The sequence below is a fragment of the Robinsoniella peoriensis genome, from assembly GCF_000797495.1.
Classification (GTDB): domain Bacteria; phylum Bacillota; class Clostridia; order Lachnospirales; family Lachnospiraceae; genus Robinsoniella; species Robinsoniella peoriensis.
In genome coordinates this window covers 315,916-331,977 of record NZ_JTGN01000008.1, presented here as the reverse complement: position 1 = coordinate 331,977, position 16,062 = coordinate 315,916, and the positions used below count along the sequence as shown (strand labels likewise).

The window sequence follows — 16,062 nt, the reverse complement described above, 5'->3', positions numbered from 1 at the left end:
CTCTGTGCGTTCGCGTATATCCTACTTGTACCCAGCTGTCCGGGTTATTTATTCGCCTGCATGGTAAGCAATAAAAAAAGAGCCTATCAGCGCTCCTAGTTAATCGTTATATTCCCAACCTCCTATGTAATCCAATGCTATGTTAAAATCTTTGGGATTCAGATCTTTGTAGCTGCTGCCACAATGTAAATCCGCTTTTAGATTGTTCCATAGGTTAGCGAGGTATGTTCTTGCCTTTTTCTTGTATTCCGTAGAATGAGCACCGCCGAGTAAAAGGTTTACGCGTTCTCTACCGGCTCTCAGGATTTTTTCTTGCTGCCGGGTGGACAGTGTCATGTTATCGATTAACGACTCCATTTTCTCACTTTGTTTTTCAATGATTGTTTCCATTGAATTGATCTGTATAGTTTGAATCTTTAGAGTTTCTTTCATATCAACTATTTCCCCCTGAAGATCAAACCTTTCGTGAAATTGCTCTTTCTGTTCCTCCGTCTCGTAAAACGCCTTGTGTAACACGCCTGCAGCTTCCAATTGGTATTTTTCCAATTTATCAAATACATCAGGTATATCTTCTTGCATTTTCTTTGTAAGCGTAATTTTTGCTAACCATAAAGGCACGAAACGTTCTTCTAAACAATATACTTCTTGTTTACCACCATTCGTGAGGAGTCCGAATTTTCCGACCCCTTTAGATAAAATTTTGTCCGACCTTATTTTTTCGCCTTGTTGTTTAGTTCTTCTTTCATCAAAACCAATTTGTTTACAACTATGTGAGATTGCAAGCCAAATTCTTCCATCTTCTGTTTTCACTCCTAAAAGAGTATCATTATAAAATCGAATTTCTTTAGTTTCATTTTCCATATTTTTCATTCCTTTCAATTTCTCGTTGTTCTCTTATTTATGTAATCTAAGTAGCGGGATTCACTTAAACCGATAACGTTTGCTGAAACATATTTGCCGGTGATTGTCCATAGGCTTTACACATTGCACTGAAAGACTTTAGAACCTTGTCCCACTCTTCTTCCTTAATGTTCGCAATGTACGGCTTTTTGCCACCGTTACGACTCTTTAGATCAATACCATATTTATATTGCAGGTTCTTGTAAAGCTTAACCCATAGATCTTTAAATGGAACTCGTGTGACCGCTGACAGCTTTCTTATTCCCGCGTTCAGCTTACTTCTGTCTTTCCATTCCAGGATTTCACCAGCTAATGCTTTGTTGTCCTGTTCAAGAGTGTTTATGTGTCTGTTCTTGAAATCCATCATTTTACCAGTTGCCATTATGATTGCGTCCGGATTCCCGCTTGCGTAAGCCATGCCAACGGATAAAGCAAGTTGCTGTTCTTCGGTGATGTCTGCAATTTTGGTTTCGTCTGAAGTCTTTTCTTCTATATTTAGTAGAGCCGTTCTGACCTCTTTTGCAATCTCTGAATCTCTCAGCAGCATTCCTATGCGGAGAATTGCACGGCGCGGGAATACTCTTATCCCTCTCATTGGCACTTCAAACAATTCATCCCCATCACTAAACACAGCTTTGCCCTTTTTCATTTCTAATGTCAACTTACTTGACTTTAGAAAATCTTTGTAACTTTTAAGGCAAACACCGTCGCTGTCAAACTCTTTTTTGTGAGTTTTGTCTGCATATAGCATTCTTATGCTAGATTCTCCGACCTCATAATAATCAGCCACTTGTTTAACGCTCATGAAATCAGTACCCGGAATAAGAAGCAACTCTTTTACCTTTTCCAGTACCTCATAATGATCAATGCACTGATTCCGCAAATCTTCATTATTTATTAAATCTATTTCTTTCAATAATATTTTCCTTTCTTATTTTATATTTTGACATTGTCCTTCCGTTATGATTCCACTGGCTGCTTTCTCGCTTTATTCGCTTTTGCTTCCAGGTATTCTTATCACTCCCTGTGGCACTATCCACTTGTTGGCTAGGTAGATGATTCGTATAGTTCACGGTGACAACTATTTAATTTTCAAGGATCAACATAATTGTTGCTTAAATAACATCGGGAAAATTTGCGCGAATGCACTTGAAAAGCGAATAAAAATGTATTAGAATAATGTCAGTGCTTTTGAAGTACTATGGTGAAAAGTCGGTAACTACTTTGGTCGGTGTAACCGGCTTTTCTTATTTCCTTTTGTTGTATATAATATATCACTTCTTTATAGATCTGTCAATAGGTTTTTCTAATATTTTATTAGGTTTTTCTACTTTATCTCTCGCCCGTCTGGAAACTTAAAACCCGAAAAATATTCAGCCCCTAGTGCTTTAGCCATAGCTATAAAATCATCATCTGAAAATTTACCCGTTTTATATCTCTGGGAAAAGGCAGATTGAGAACTCCCCATCCTTTTGGCAAGCTCTGTTTTTGAAATACCAACAACTTTACATGCCATATCTATTTTTTGCTGTATAGTAAGTGTCACTTAATCACCCCACTTTCAGAATGATTATACCATATTTTATTAGATTTATCTAATACACTTTTATTCACTTTTCAAGGTTCGCAAGAACACACGTTCAGTCTAGAACGCTGTTTAGAAATGTGATATACTCAAATTGCGAATATGAGTGAGCACAGATCCTTGTGTTCTCTGGCTTCCTGACTGGTAATCGGGAAGCATTTTTTTGTTTATCCGTATAAATTTTAACTGGAGTCTCCACCAGTAGAAAGATAAGTTATCATGTGATGAATTGGACTAGTGATTGATCGCTTTCCCTTATCTGAATATATTGTATCTTGTTTTACGATACATGTCAAGTATTTGTATATACTTTTTAGAATAATATTGTATTTACTTTTGCGCTACAATCTGATATGATATAATACTTTATACATTCAGAAAGAAGGTGGATCATGAATAAGTTAGCCCAATTTGTAGACAACTATATTTACCATAATCGAATTAAAAAGGTTGATATTGCAACTACTTTAGGTATCTCAAGACAGCGTGTCAATCAAATATTGGATAAAAAACAATTTAATATTGAAGATGCAAATTATCTGTTGTCCGCCATCAATAAAGAAATTACCTATAACATTGTTGATAAAATATGAGGGAATGACAAATGTCTAAACATAAAGATATAAGTCGCGCACATGCTCTCTTAGATGGCGAAGGTTGGCATATTGTAAACAAGTCACGGTAAGGGTAACCTAGTGGTGATTTCTTTACAGTTGAATCTAACCCCACAATGTCTAGTTTCAAATAAAAAAGTGCAAAGCCCTGAATAATTGAATAGGCTTTACACTCTTTTATGTTTATAATTTATGCAGTACGTTTTGTAATATCTTTTGCGTGCTTATCAAGGATTCCGTGGACTCTTTCAACCTTGTCCAGGGTTATTTCTTGCATTTTTTTTACTTCGTTTATATCTGCCTCAATTGTAGACAGTTTTTTAAGAATTAAATCAAGTTTGTCTTCAGCGGTCATACTTGTTAATCTCCTGTGCTTATATATTAGATTGTTATTTTACGCTAGGTAAAATGTTTTTTTGTTCAAGTACTTCTATCAGGGTATCCTGTGCATCCTGTAAAAGTCTAATATCTTTCTTTATCGCACGCTCGGACACTTTGACGTCCAATGTTAGATTATCAAGTTTTTTATGCGTCAAGTCCTGTTTTAGGTCTATTAATTCCATCTTTTCAGTCATTTCCTTAAGTTCAGATCTTATATCTTTATTTTCAGCTTTTAATTCATTAAACCCGGAAATTAGTAGATCAAGTTTTTCATCAATGGTCATACTTGTCAACCTCCTTATACTATATGGATATATTGTAACATATGGAGAGTGTAAAGTCTATTCAATTATCAAAGTGCGGTAGCTATTGGGTTATTGCCCGTCCTTTAGCTTGAGATAACTATACCATAGGTGGTGCTTATATGTCAATAGGTGTTGCTTATATATTTTATCTTTGTTAATTATGCATAATTCACAACAGTGTATAGGTGGTGCTTATTATCAATTATTTATAATGCCCCATAGCGTCATTGACTTTTGGTGTGCTATAATGATATTGTTATCAGGTACCATATCGTAGATAACTAATACACCAATTATAAGGAGTGGTTACAATATGGATAATAAACCAAAAACAAGCCCGTCAATGCTTAAAGCTATAAATACCTATAATAAGAAAAGCAAATATATCCAACTAAAATTTACCCAAAATTCAATTGATGAATATCAACGCATAGTAAACTATACCGATAGCAATAAAATGTCAATGCAACGCTACATTAAAGAATTGATCAAGAATGATCTGGATAGTAAAGAAATACCATACCCCCAGTCAGACAAAGACGTGTAAGCTGCTGTTTGCCGTATTAAGATGTTTAAATTATGTGAGCTTATAATTAACCCAAACACAACTGGTGTAAAAACCATTTTAAAACAACGGAGTCTAATAGCAATGTTTATTTTAATTAAAAAGAGTGCAAAGCCCTTAACAATTGAATAGGCTTTACACTCTTATATATGTTAGATTATATTTTTAGTTTCGTCTCATGTGTGTTCAAATAGATGTCTTGTATTTCTTGCTTTGCTTTTATATCGCTGGCAATTCTAACTGCCTCATTTAATTTACGGGATAGATCAAGGTGTCCCTCAGCAATAACTTTTATATTTCGATTAGTTTCATTTTCAAGTGTAACCTCTAGCGATGTTACTTTTTTTTCGATAACATTTAACCGTTCATTTATTGGTTCAAGTTTTTTGTCGAAAATGTTACCAATAGCTGACAAAAGTTCATTATCCGTCATGCTCATCACTCCTTACATTTAGTATGTACTAGTATAACATATGGAGAGTGTAAAGTCTATTCAATTATCAAAGTACGGTAGCTATTGGTTTGTTGCCTGTCCTTTAACTTGAGATAATTATATCATAGGTGTGACCATTTGTCTATATTGGAATTGTGCATATATAATACTATTACCATAGGTGTGTCTATTGTCAATTATACACAATCACCAATTGCTTAATTGACTTTAATCATATTATAATATACACTATAATACTGCATATCATGGAGGTACCGCTTATGTCATATAGCCCTAAAAGTCAAAAAGATTACAATGATAAATGTTACCGTTTTAGTATTAAATTTGTGCCATCCGAAACCGAAGAAACAGCACGTTTCCGGAAGTATTTAACAGATACTAACCAATCCGCCAACAGCTATATTAAAGCCTTGATTAAGGCTGACCTGGACAGTAAGGAGATACCATACCCACAGCCAGACAAAGGTGTGTAATCTGCTGTTCGCCATTTTAAGCTGTTTAAAATTATAGAATGTAATGAACCAAAACACAACTGGTGTGTCTTGTAAACAATTTCATTACAACGGATCTGACCTACATTGTTTATTTCAAATTTAAAAAGAGTGCAAAGCCCTTAATAATTGTATAGGCTTTACACTCTCTATGTTATTTATTAAATATTATGATTTAATTGCTATTTGCTGTATCAACTTATTAATATCAGACTCATGTTTATTAATGTATATTTTGTGTAACTCCATATTGTCATTAACTTGATTAGATAATCTGATACATTCGTTTAGTTTTCTTGCCAGGTCAACATGCCCCTCTGCAACCACCATGATGTTTTTGTTTGTTTCATTTTCTATAGTCATTTCAAGAGCCGTCACTTTTTGTCTTAACAAAGCCGTATCCCTTTTTATATCCTTAATATCAGATTTTGCGTCCTTAAGTTCAGATTTTAATTCATTAAACCCTGAAACCAGTATATCAAGTTTTTCACTATCTGTCATACTAGTCAACCTCCTGTGCTTATATGTATGCATTGTAACATATGGAGAGTGTAAAGTCTATTCAATTATCAAGGTGCGGTAGCTATTGGGTCGTTGTCCGTCCTTTAGCTTGTATTAACTATACCATGGGTTTATCTATAATTTTAAAATTGTAGCAATGTTCACTATTGTGTGTTATTTATAGGTTAACCCATTTATCTAATATGCATAGTTACCAATAGAAGTATTTACATTAACCATGTTATAATACTGCCTTATAAGGAGGAAACTACTATGCCACTATCTGAAGCTGAAAAAAGAGCACAGAAAAAATATAATGAAAAAACAATTACTGTCGCGGCAAGCTATAAACCAGGTACCGATATCATAGAAGGTCAGCGACTTAAGCAATACCTGGAAAGCACAGATCAATCCGCCAACAGCTATATCAAACAGTTGATCAAATCTGATCTTGACAGTAAAGAAATACCATATCCCCAGTCAGACAAAGATGTGGATATGTGAGCGTTATATGCCGTTTAATGCCATCATTACAGTGTAATCGACTTATTTATATAGGATGGAACCAAATAGCCATATGCGCCTTATATTGCTTAATGTGTAATTTGTTTATGGGAATTCATGTCAAGAAATTGACATTACAGAAAAGCAGTGATACAATACTGTTGTGATAGGTATTGAAAGTTACAAACTTTTCAGTATTCCCAGGAATCATTGGACGGCAATCTAATGGTTCCTTTTTGGTATGAGTTATTTTTTTGTATGTTATCAGCGCACATATATTTTTGTCAGAAACTACTTGGTGCGAATGTTTGTTCTGCTTCGTAAGATTACTATACACCCGATAAATTCGTTTGTCAATATTTATTTACCAAAAAAGTTTCGTAACTCAGAATCGAAAAATCTGGTAAGTAATTACTATTCTATCTTAGTGTAATGTATTCGATATGCATCTAATTCTATTGCAGTAGAATGGAATATCTTGTGTTTTCGCATGATTTGATATGTATTTTATCGGAGTGGAATATTTGATATGCATCTAATCTATTCTATTGGAGTAGAACAGAATTTATATGAGTTCGATGCCGAGTTCGATAACCCCGAAGTCGGTAAATTTGATCATCATTAAATTGTTGTCATTTTTTACTATATGCAGACTAGGTTACTGTTCATTATGTTCACCCTTTCCAATATCACAAATTATACTACGTTGTATTTTATCCGTGCTATATGTATGATATCCATTTTGATTTTTCCTATAAATCAAAATTAGTCAGAAATTATAAGGTTTTTTCAACTTATACTAAGTATCATATTGTTTTTATGTGATATGTTAGTAGGGGGGGATGGTTTACATTTCAATATCACATGTATTTTATGTGATGTATGGTATGTGTTCTATCCACACGTCACCAACATCCAATACCACAAAAAACTCCCAAATCAGTTCGAAAGCCTCTTCGATAAGAGTCAGCAATTGTCACGAATTCTCAAATTTACATATCTTAAACTCCATCCAAATTATGGATATTCACTTAATTTCACCCAAAAAAGCCCGGTATTTTACAGCCAAAACATCGAACTATCTCAAAATCACCCATTTGCACATTTCCAGTCCATAATATAGAAACAAAAAATGTCACGAAATACCTATAAAAAACATGCATACAAATTGATCCTATCGAACTCCAATCTTCTTTCAAATGAAAATAAATAATATCTTGACAAGTAAAAACATCTATGTTAGACTAAAAGCAATCATTCACAAACAGATAATAAATATCGTATTAACTTAACGTTATCGGAATGATATTATTTTTTTATTTTCCAACAGATAATAAATAATATGCCAAAATAAGATGTATACCATCCATTCTGACACTGGGAATTGAGCGCAAGCGAAGAAAATACTTTTATGAACGTAGTGAATAAAAGTATTTAGTCTGTTTAATTATATATGTCTGTTTAAATAAGGAATGTCCATATGTCGACGCTGGGCGTCCCTGTGATTGATGTTTTTTACCCAAACAGGGGGACGCCTAAACGTCCCTGTGATTTAAAAAAAGGAGGAATAACAACCTAAATATGAGTATAATAAAAATTCCACGCAAAATCATCTATGCTACAGAATGTGGCGATAAGCGGGCTATATGTTTCTCATATTTTGCATTACATGCCGGCTTAAATGATATTGCACTATATTACTGTAATTACTTAATAACATGGTGTGGATTCAAACCCAAGAGAGATCCTGGCGCTATCAATGACAAATTTAAAACAACACTAGAATGGATGTATCATAATGATTTCATAGCAAATGATAATACAACCCCGTTTGATCGTAATAAATTTTCAAAGGGAATTGGATTTGTATCCAAAATAAATCGAGATTGGATTTATCCCAATAACAATTTTGGATTAATCTTTGATTTTGAGTTGGAATCAATTTGGGATTACAGTAAAAAATATCGGCTAAACATGGACAGTCGCATAACACATGCCACCCTATTGCTTGTACTTGCATATTTACGCTGCAATTTTCGCACTAGAAAAAAAGAATTATATGGTGATCTTTTAGAAATGAAAAGATGCCCAGAAATATTCTATCATTTTTATGCAGACATTGCAGACGATCTCGGACTATTAGAACGCGTTGTCTCAAAATGTGTGGATATATTATGTCAGCTGGATATGATCGTAAAACACAATATGCCGAGATTCAAAGATGGTAATGGAAACTGGCATACAGATCCCACCATCTTTGCAAGTAAGCACAAATACCAGATAGGCAGTAATGGAGAATATATTTTAGATGAAACGTACTTCTATGAAAAAGAACTTGAATATGGTAAAAAACTGATTTTATCAAAGCCACATATAGTCACTATAAAAAGATAATAATAATTAGATTTTTATATGGCATTTTTATTTTTCTTGTTTCACACGATAATAAATAATATATACCAAGTGGAACATTTTGAGAAATTAAAAAGGAAAAACAAATACGTAATTCATGAAAGGAAAAATCAATGCTATTAGATATAAACAAAATAAAAGTTAGTGACAGAATTAGAAAAGACTTTGGAAACATCCAGGAGCTGGCTGATGACATAAAAGAAAATGGCTTAATTAATCCGCCAGTAGTAACGCCAGATACCTTTGAGTTAATTGCTGGAGAACGTAGGCTTCGGGCAATGCAGCTTCTTGCTTATAAGCAGATTGAAGTTAGACCTATGGCTGTTAAAGATGCAGAACATGCACTGAATCTTGAGATTTCTGAAAATGAAACCAGGAAAGACTTTAGTAAAGCTGAAAGAATTGATTATGCTCGTAGATTGGAAAGAGTTGAGAGCTTGAAAGCGAAAGACAGGCAAGGAAGCAGAACTGACATCGTGGAAAATTTTCCACAATGTTATGATGGCAAAACTCGCGATATGGTAGCCGAAAAACTAGGTATTGGATCAGGAAAACAATATGAAAAAGAGAAATTCATAGTTGATAATAAAGAATCACTAACCCCTGATGATTTTGCAGATTGGGATGAAGGCAAAATATCGACAAACAAAGCATTTATTAAAATCAAGGCTGAAAAAGAACGTTTAGAATCAGAAAACAAAAAATTAAAGGAAACTACTTCTAAAATCAGTATTTTTGAGCAAGAAATTTCTAAAAATACTGAAGAGCAACAAAGGTTAAAGAACCGGATCAGTGAATTAGTTCAGAAAAGCTCTAAAACCACGGTTGTTACGCATGAAATAGAGGTTGACAGGCCTGAAACACTAAGCCAGATTAAAGCACTGCAAGATGAGTTAAAGAAAAAATCAACCGAATATTCAAAGCTATATCAAAAATACATAGAGGAAAACAAGTTAGTAGCAGCTGCAATGGGTACAAGTACCAATTATCAACTAATCTCCAAATGTAGTGCTATTACCTTAAAAATGCTCAACTTCGTCAAAGAAATGGCTCCATATGATTATATGGCAGAAAGCTTTAATGAAATACCTGATGCAACTCGTATTGAATATGAGAAATGTATTAAATCTGTCAAAAAATGGGCAGATAGAATTTTAGATACTATTAACTGTGAATCAAAAATTATTGATATGTAAGGAGTTGGAATATTATGGAAAATAAGATTGAAGGCAGAGTAAGTAGATTAGAAAAAGTTGCTGCCACTTTAGCAAAATCAAACGAATTAATAAATATAGCTGTTTCAGGGTTAATAGAAGAAGTGGCTACTGGAGTAAGGGAACAGGTTAAGCAAGAATTATTGACTAGTACAGAAGCCATAAAGCGTGATGTTGTAGAGACCGTATCTGTGGAAATAGACACTAAAGTTAGAGATGCAGTTAATGATCGCGGGCTGATTCGTTCAGAAATGGAATCACTTCGGAAAGCAAGAAATATGAGATTTAGACAATTACTAGGGGATAGCAAGGGCGATAAATATATTTTGCTCATATCCTTCTACCAGGGTGCAATGATCAAAGGATATCGAAAGTTATTCGATTGCGGTGCCTATGGAGATATAGCGCCTACTAGATATCTTGAAGCGCTTAAATATATTAACAATTTTGAAGTCACACAGAGTTATTACGATTGGGCGATTGAAGTATTACATAACCAATATCGAGATGGCGAAATAGAAAACAAGAAAAAATTCAATGCCTATGAACGGTTCTTTGGCATCCGCGTATAGGACAAAACAATAATTTGGAGGAAAAATCACTACATGACTGAAATAACACTGCATATCCCATCACGGGAAGAATTTCATAAAAGCTTCGCAGGAGAAATCTACTTAGCAGACTTTGACACGGATCACCCAAATCATTATAGGCTCTATGCTCAAATGAAAGCATGGCGATTCAACGATAGAAACCAGAAAACTAATAGCAAATCAGGAGGAAAATAATATGCCAGGAATAGCAATTGAAGAACAAGAAACTTGCATCAATTTTATGAGAGATCAAGATTTTGCCATCGAATATACATCAGATTCCACGGAAATCACACTGATGGACAAACTTTGTAAGAATAATCCGGAACAATACCAGTGTATCGAAGAAACAAAATATGGGAAACGCTATAAATTCCCCAAACGGTTTATTTCCCACCGGCAAAAGGATAGAGAGATGTCTGACGATCAGAGAAAAGCTGCAAGTGAACGATTTAGAAAAATGTGGCAGGAAAAGACAGCCTGTGATGCCTCTTCTGCCCAGTAAGCTTTATAACAACATAAGCACAGCAAATTAGAACTGCTTCAGCGATAAAAAGTATACTGTGTAAATAACTTTCTAATTTCTGTATTAACTATAAGGAGGAGAAACAATGTTAAGATATAAAAATTTAGGGGTGGCTATTTCCGTTGATCTGCAGAATGGATTCGAGGTAATAGCAATGGCAAACTGGAATAAGATTAAACGGCTGTATGAAATGAAAATGTATATTGATTGTCCGGAGATCCAATCTCCAGATGAAGCTGGTGGTATCGTAGAATTACAGGCAGATCAAAAATACGTTAAATCGGAAATGGCAAGGTGTATAACCAACAAACTTACCGAGGGATACTTTAAATACTACATAGATCGATATGAGGAGCAGCTGGAAGCACTGGATAGAGGATTTTCTTTGCTTGAAAATGGGAGGTGTTAGGATGACGGGATTGATACTCATCATACTAATTTCTAAAGAGTTACGGTGATGTGAAGTTGCCGCTCAGTTTGATACTTCAATCATTAGTGGTTAAACACAGAGGGAGGATATATATTGCCAAATAACGGAATTGATATATTATCTATTGATGCAAAAGATATTTTCATTTCAAATAATTATGTCAATAAAGACACAAATACACCATTGGGTTACAATATACGGTTTTTGAATGGTGAAAAAAAGGGGGATATAAATACAAAAAAATTCATCAATACAATGGATGAGTCACTAGATTTGTTTAAGATTAGAGAAGTATATGAGAAGGTTTATCGAAATACAAATTTCAGTTTTGAACAAAATGGACATGAATATACAACAAAAGTTATAAATCTAACTTTTAAATATAGCAACAAAATATATAACAAGATAAAGAAAAATACATATGTCAAATTTGGATATAACATAAACGATATAGTTTTTACAGACCATGTATGTATATATGGAGATGAACTCATTGCGATAGAGATCAATCAGGATGTAGAATCTCCAATTTCATCCAATTATCTGACTAAATTCTTTTACTTTGAAGATGGGCAATATCATGCAAAACCAAATATAAAGTCATTAAATACAGTTCAAAACCTCAGAAAAGAGCTGTATAAGAAAGGGTTTTATTGTGATGGAATAAAATATATTAGGTATAAAAGGTCTGGTGGATCGGCACGAGTTGGGAAATGTCTATTTATAGATGAACGATTATATAAAAAAATGATTAAATGGGCAATGTGTGGATTAACCATTAAGGAGGGGCAAGAAGTGGATTTAGCAGGTCTGGAGGCACAAATATCCCTTCCGCTCTCTTCTATCATTGACACAATCGAAATTTATCCCGAGAATTTCTTAGTCATTGATGATTACGAATCCATATTTACCGAGGATGTAATTGAAACAAGATTAGAGAATGATTGGCTTAAGACTGATGAACAGACCGTCACTATAAAAAACTCTATTTGGGATGGACAATCCTTGATGGATAATTCCTTATTCGAAAAATATCCTTCTCGTGGTATGCTGCTCCTTCGGAACAAATTTTTTAAAAGTGCCTGCTTCAACTGTAATATACAAAAATGGTTTCAGAACAACAATATTACAGAAGTATCACAACTAAATGGTTTCACTGTTGCAAAAAAAATATCAGATATAAAAATTATAACAACACCCAGCAGCATCAAGTATTTAAAATATGCTTCAGTTCAGGAATGGTTTAATAATATAGAATCACTATTTGGCATAGTAAAATACGAAAAACCCACACATTTTTTTGATGGTCGAATGGTTCAAACTCATTACCAGCTTTTAAACACACTACAAATGAGTGAGTCTGACATGAGGATATTTATGAAACCTACCTTATCATACCTAAAAATGTTAAAAACTGACCCAGCTGTATTACGATATCATATTAAATATCCTTCAGATATTGAATTTGAGTTATCACCCCTTATCTCTAAAAATGATATTGTGTATCGGTTATTGGGCTTAAACGAGAGATTCTCAGAAACAAAGCTCTACGATGATTTTAAAAACGATCTAACAAAATCATTTGTAAAAAATTTAAGATGTGGACATGTACTTGTGAACGGAAACTATTCTACTCTTCTAGGTAATCCAGTAGAAATGTTGATGCATGCAATTGGCACATTTGACGGTATTACAAGAATTGGGATTGGAAATATACATTGCAAGCGTTTTGCTTATGGCATGCAATTGCTTGGCAGCCGTAGCCCCCATGTAACGATCGGTAATATATGGTTACCACAGAATGTAGCAAATGAAGAAATAGACAAATATTTTAATCTTTCTCATGAAATAGTTTGTATTAACAGTATTGGAGAAAGTGTCTTGGATAGGTTATCTGGATGTGATTTTGACAGTGATACAGTACTTCTGACAGATAACCAGATTTTGATTGATGCCGCAAGAAAGAATTATCATTTGTTTAAAGTACCTGTGAACCATGTCCCAGCAGTAAAAAGAAAACGTAAATATACCAGCGAAGAGAAAGCCGATCTGGATATCAAAACATCTGATAATAAAATAGGTGATATCATCAATCTTTCCCAAGAGCTTAATACCATACTTTGGGACAAAATGAATAATGGTTCAACATATGATGACATTAAAGAGTTATATTACGATATTTGCCAGCTAGATGTAATGTCTGGAATAGAAATTGATAAAGCAAAAAAAGAATACACGACAGATACATATAAGGAAATGCAGAAAATAAAGGATAAATGGATATTACGAGATGAAAAAGGACGAATGATAAAACCTAATTTCTTTGGACACTTAGCAAAAACAAAAGGATTTTATGATACCAGAAAGAAAAATTATAAACGTCACAACACATCTATGGATTACCTTCAAAAGATTATAAGCCAGTTCCAGACTGATAAGTCAGGTAAACCTAAAGAAAAAAGATACTTTATGTTTTCTGATATTCTTAATATGAGTGATTATAATATACAAAGTGTATATTATGATCAAGTAGACAGAGTGCTGACTTTGATTGAACAATGTAATTCAAAAATAAAAGCAATCTATGCTGATGAGTCCCTAGATAAGGAATCAAAATTTTCACTTTCTTCAAGTGAACGGCAAGAATGTGTGGAATACATTGGTAAGCTTAAATTCAGTAAAAGTTCAATGATTTATTTACTAACATTACTTGATACGGATGAATACAAGAAAATGTCACGAAATATTATGAATATATTATTTGGTTATCCAAACACCTCATTTTTTGATGTTATAAAACAAAGTAAAGATCATATTTCCATATTTATGGAATTACCAAGCGGTAAAATTGATGTATTTGGTTATCACTTCGACAAAATTACAGTAGCATAAAAAAAGAATTATTTTGATAAAAATTGCAAAAATGGCAAAAAAACTTCGAAAAAATTTTTTTAAACACCTAAAAAACAGCGTTAATACTGGTTTTTTTGTAAATTGAGTAGCGGTGCTTATGGAGAGATAACAAATTTACAGATACTCTTCTCCTTTTATCATTATATTTTAATTTATCAATTGTCAAAAGGAATTTTAAAGAAATTGGAGGATATTTACATAATGGCAAAAAGCACACTCAATATAAGTAGAACCGTTACAGATAAAGTATCTGTTAAGGGAGTCCTATCAAAAAATGGAACTACAATTACGTATAAAAATGAACTAAAAGAGGATAAAGATATAGAAATTTCTGATTGCCTAGCAATGTTTAAAGGTAAGGCTATAGACCTTTCAGTTACCGTCAAAAATGAAGAAAATATGAATCCTTCAAGCTCCGAGAATTAAGTAAGGAGGATTCATATGAATAGTCAATCTATTATGCAGCCAAACGAAACACCAAAGGCATATCGTATCCGTCTATATAAAAACAAGGAATTGTATGGATTAAGTAATATTGAGATTGGAAAACTCTGCAATGAAGCATTTGGAGTAAATTGGGATGAAAGTGCTCACAGAAAAAAGACTACAAACTACATAAAGGGCTATAACGATGCCAAATCAGAGTTAGGTACCGCGGATCAACAGTTGCAAAATATAATCAATGAAAACAAACGTATTGTACAAGAAGTTAAGAAGGAAAAACAGAAATTATCTGACGAGCGTGTGGAATATAACCGGCTTTTAAGGGATGAAGCTAGAAAAGAATCTTACTCTGACATGGTAAAGCGAATTATATGCACTAATACAGAGCCTATTGATGTTCAAATTCACTCCGCTCCTATTAGCTCCGCTACAGATTTACTGTGTCACCTCACCGATATACATACAGGAGTTGAGATAGATAATTGGAAAAATGTATTTAACCAAAATATCTTGAAAGATAGAATTGACAAATATACGTCAGATATCCTTAATATTCGTAACCAGCACAATGCAGAGAATTGTTATATTGTTATCGGAGAAATATTAAGTGGACTAATCCATAATAATCTGAGATTGCAAAACAATATGGATTTAATGGAGCAATTCAAATACATATCTGAACTTATCTCTGCTATGTTGGTTAATTTGGCAAATCATTTTTGCAACATTAACGTGTATATCACACCCGGCAACCATTCCAGAGTTGTCGCCAAAAAGGAAGATTCTATAGACGGTGAAAACATGGACATCCTCTTACCATTTTATTTAAAGGCACGATTGCAAAACATCGAAAATATACATATTTGTGATAATACTATTGAACCCGAAATTGCTATGTTTAATATCAGGGGAAACAATATTTTTAGCGCACATGGTCATAAAGATAATCCTGCAAACGTAGTACAGAATTTTACTATGATGTTTGGAATTAAACCTCAAATAGTGCTCCTAGGGCATAGACACGCTAATCGTATGACCACTGTATACGATACAAAAGTTATTGAAAGTGGATGTGTTTCAGGAACCGATCAGTATGCAATGTCTATCCGCAAATCAAATAGACCTGAACAAACAGTTTCCGTATTAGACGAAAAAGGTCTCGTTTGTTTATACGATATACAGCTTGATTAGGGATAGCAATATACTATATTTTAACCACGAATCGAAGAA

Annotated in this window: 19 protein-coding genes; 12 read left to right on the top strand and 7 right to left on the bottom strand. The window is 33.6% G+C overall.

Annotation, left to right across the window (positions count from 1 at the left end):
• Nucleotides 1–99 precede the first annotated feature (99 nt).
• The 3 genes from QR40_RS18095 to QR40_RS18085 form a co-directional block, all read right to left on the bottom strand.
• Nucleotides 100–861, bottom strand: a complete 762-nt coding sequence (locus QR40_RS18095; protein WP_044296257.1) for a phage antirepressor N-terminal domain-containing protein — start codon at nt 859–861, stop codon at nt 100–102.
• A gap of 64 nt (nt 862–925) precedes the next feature.
• Nucleotides 926–1,816 carry a hypothetical protein gene (locus tag QR40_RS30010; RefSeq protein ID WP_242858557.1) on the bottom strand — a complete coding sequence of 297 codons (891 nt, stop codon included), beginning with the start codon at nt 1,814–1,816 and terminating at the stop codon, nt 926–928.
• A 411-nt stretch (nt 1,817–2,227) separates the two neighbouring features.
• Nucleotides 2,228–2,416 (bottom strand): helix-turn-helix domain-containing protein, encoded by a 189-nt coding sequence (locus QR40_RS18085; protein ID WP_152614242.1) that lies wholly within the window; start codon nt 2,414–2,416, stop codon nt 2,228–2,230.
• A gap of 461 nt (nt 2,417–2,877) precedes the next feature.
• Between QR40_RS18085 and QR40_RS18080 the strand changes: the two genes are divergently transcribed.
• Nucleotides 2,878–3,078: a hypothetical protein gene (locus QR40_RS18080; protein WP_052430919.1), complete on the top strand. Its 201-nt coding sequence runs from the start codon at nt 2,878–2,880 to the stop codon at nt 3,076–3,078.
• Nucleotides 3,079–3,289: 211 nt separating this feature from the next.
• On the opposite strand, the gene QR40_RS31840 is transcribed toward QR40_RS18080, so the two are convergent.
• Complete coding sequence (locus tag QR40_RS31840) at nt 3,290–3,454, bottom strand: hypothetical protein (RefSeq protein WP_160295831.1); 165 nt, start codon at nt 3,452–3,454, stop codon at nt 3,290–3,292.
• Between the two features lie 34 nt (nt 3,455–3,488).
• The gene (locus QR40_RS18075; protein ID WP_044296254.1) at nt 3,489–3,764 is read right to left on the bottom strand and encodes a hypothetical protein; all 276 of its coding nucleotides are present in this window, start codon (nt 3,762–3,764) and stop codon (nt 3,489–3,491) included.
• 334 nt (nt 3,765–4,098) lie between these two features.
• Here QR40_RS18075 and QR40_RS18070 point away from each other — a divergent pair, with 334 nt between their 5' ends.
• Nucleotides 4,099–4,332, top strand: coding sequence for a hypothetical protein (locus QR40_RS18070; protein ID WP_200889759.1), 234 nt, complete (start codon nt 4,099–4,101; stop codon nt 4,330–4,332).
• A gap of 175 nt (nt 4,333–4,507) precedes the next feature.
• Here QR40_RS18070 and QR40_RS18065 read toward each other — a convergent pair whose 3' ends face one another.
• The gene (locus QR40_RS18065) at nt 4,508–4,783 is read right to left on the bottom strand and encodes a hypothetical protein (protein ID WP_044296253.1); all 276 of its coding nucleotides are present in this window, start codon (nt 4,781–4,783) and stop codon (nt 4,508–4,510) included.
• 281 nt (nt 4,784–5,064) lie between these two features.
• Here QR40_RS18065 and QR40_RS18060 point away from each other — a divergent pair, with 281 nt between their 5' ends.
• Nucleotides 5,065–5,277 (top strand): hypothetical protein, encoded by a 213-nt coding sequence (locus QR40_RS18060; protein ID WP_044296252.1) that lies wholly within the window; start codon nt 5,065–5,067, stop codon nt 5,275–5,277.
• Between the two features lie 186 nt (nt 5,278–5,463).
• Here QR40_RS18060 and QR40_RS18055 read toward each other — a convergent pair whose 3' ends face one another.
• Nucleotides 5,464–5,796: a hypothetical protein gene (locus QR40_RS18055; RefSeq protein ID WP_044296251.1), complete on the bottom strand. Its 333-nt coding sequence runs from the start codon at nt 5,794–5,796 to the stop codon at nt 5,464–5,466.
• Nucleotides 5,797–6,069: 273 nt separating this feature from the next.
• Here QR40_RS18055 and QR40_RS18050 point away from each other — a divergent pair, with 273 nt between their 5' ends.
• The 9 genes from QR40_RS18050 (at nt 6,070) to QR40_RS18005 (ending at nt 16,023) form a co-directional block, all read left to right on the top strand.
• Nucleotides 6,070–6,300 (top strand): hypothetical protein, encoded by a 231-nt coding sequence (locus tag QR40_RS18050; protein WP_044296250.1) that lies wholly within the window; start codon nt 6,070–6,072, stop codon nt 6,298–6,300.
• A gap of 1,581 nt (nt 6,301–7,881) precedes the next feature.
• On the top strand, nt 7,882–8,694 hold the full coding sequence (locus QR40_RS18045; protein WP_044296249.1) for a hypothetical protein: 813 nt from the start codon (nt 7,882–7,884) through the stop codon (nt 8,692–8,694).
• Between the two features lie 131 nt (nt 8,695–8,825).
• Nucleotides 8,826–9,908, top strand: a complete 1,083-nt coding sequence (locus tag QR40_RS18040; protein WP_044296248.1) for a ParB N-terminal domain-containing protein — start codon at nt 8,826–8,828, stop codon at nt 9,906–9,908.
• A 14-nt stretch (nt 9,909–9,922) separates the two neighbouring features.
• The gene (locus tag QR40_RS18035; protein WP_044296247.1) at nt 9,923–10,498 is read left to right on the top strand and encodes an ORF6C domain-containing protein; all 576 of its coding nucleotides are present in this window, start codon (nt 9,923–9,925) and stop codon (nt 10,496–10,498) included.
• Between the two features lie 217 nt (nt 10,499–10,715).
• Nucleotides 10,716–11,024, top strand: a complete 309-nt coding sequence (locus QR40_RS18025; protein ID WP_044296245.1) for a hypothetical protein — start codon at nt 10,716–10,718, stop codon at nt 11,022–11,024.
• A gap of 106 nt (nt 11,025–11,130) precedes the next feature.
• Nucleotides 11,131–11,454 carry a hypothetical protein gene (locus QR40_RS18020; RefSeq protein ID WP_044296244.1) on the top strand — a complete coding sequence of 108 codons (324 nt, stop codon included), beginning with the start codon at nt 11,131–11,133 and terminating at the stop codon, nt 11,452–11,454.
• A 114-nt stretch (nt 11,455–11,568) separates the two neighbouring features.
• Nucleotides 11,569–14,367: a hypothetical protein gene (locus tag QR40_RS18015; protein WP_044296243.1), complete on the top strand. Its 2,799-nt coding sequence runs from the start codon at nt 11,569–11,571 to the stop codon at nt 14,365–14,367.
• Nucleotides 14,368–14,589: 222 nt separating this feature from the next.
• Nucleotides 14,590–14,814, top strand: a complete 225-nt coding sequence (locus QR40_RS18010) for a hypothetical protein (RefSeq protein ID WP_044296242.1) — start codon at nt 14,590–14,592, stop codon at nt 14,812–14,814.
• A 15-nt stretch (nt 14,815–14,829) separates the two neighbouring features.
• Complete coding sequence (locus tag QR40_RS18005; protein ID WP_044296241.1) at nt 14,830–16,023, top strand: metallophosphoesterase; 1,194 nt, start codon at nt 14,830–14,832, stop codon at nt 16,021–16,023.
• Nucleotides 16,024–16,062 lie beyond the last annotated feature (39 nt).

Excerpts from the sequence above, each read along its gene's own strand:
- QR40_RS18080 (WP_052430919.1), top strand. The coding sequence starts at position 2,878 with ATGAATAAGTTAGCCCAATTTGTAGACAACTATATTTACCATAATCGA.
- QR40_RS18005 (WP_044296241.1), top strand. The coding sequence starts at position 14,830 with ATGAATAGTCAATCTATTATGCAGCCAAACGAAACACCAAAGGCATAT.
- QR40_RS18035 (WP_044296247.1), top strand. The coding sequence starts at position 9,923 with ATGGAAAATAAGATTGAAGGCAGAGTAAGTAGATTAGAAAAAGTTGCT.
- QR40_RS18045 (WP_044296249.1), top strand. The coding sequence starts at position 7,882 with ATGAGTATAATAAAAATTCCACGCAAAATCATCTATGCTACAGAATGT.
- QR40_RS18060 (WP_044296252.1), top strand. The coding sequence starts at position 5,065 with ATGTCATATAGCCCTAAAAGTCAAAAAGATTACAATGATAAATGTTAC.
- QR40_RS18065 (WP_044296253.1), bottom strand. The coding sequence starts at position 4,783 with ATGACGGATAATGAACTTTTGTCAGCTATTGGTAACATTTTCGACAAA.
- QR40_RS18075 (WP_044296254.1), bottom strand. The coding sequence starts at position 3,764 with ATGACCATTGATGAAAAACTTGATCTACTAATTTCCGGGTTTAATGAA.
- QR40_RS31840 (WP_160295831.1), bottom strand. The coding sequence starts at position 3,454 with ATGACCGCTGAAGACAAACTTGATTTAATTCTTAAAAAACTGTCTACA.
- QR40_RS18025 (WP_044296245.1), top strand. The coding sequence starts at position 10,716 with ATGCCAGGAATAGCAATTGAAGAACAAGAAACTTGCATCAATTTTATG.
- QR40_RS18040 (WP_044296248.1), top strand. The coding sequence starts at position 8,826 with ATGCTATTAGATATAAACAAAATAAAAGTTAGTGACAGAATTAGAAAA.
- QR40_RS18055 (WP_044296251.1), bottom strand. The coding sequence starts at position 5,796 with ATGACAGATAGTGAAAAACTTGATATACTGGTTTCAGGGTTTAATGAA.
- QR40_RS18095 (WP_044296257.1), bottom strand. The coding sequence starts at position 861 with ATGGAAAATGAAACTAAAGAAATTCGATTTTATAATGATACTCTTTTA.
- QR40_RS18020 (WP_044296244.1), top strand. The coding sequence starts at position 11,131 with ATGTTAAGATATAAAAATTTAGGGGTGGCTATTTCCGTTGATCTGCAG.
- QR40_RS18050 (WP_044296250.1), top strand. The coding sequence starts at position 6,070 with ATGCCACTATCTGAAGCTGAAAAAAGAGCACAGAAAAAATATAATGAA.
- QR40_RS18085 (WP_152614242.1), bottom strand. The coding sequence starts at position 2,416 with ATGGCATGTAAAGTTGTTGGTATTTCAAAAACAGAGCTTGCCAAAAGG.
- QR40_RS18070 (WP_200889759.1), top strand. The coding sequence starts at position 4,099 with ATGGATAATAAACCAAAAACAAGCCCGTCAATGCTTAAAGCTATAAAT.
- QR40_RS18010 (WP_044296242.1), top strand. The coding sequence starts at position 14,590 with ATGGCAAAAAGCACACTCAATATAAGTAGAACCGTTACAGATAAAGTA.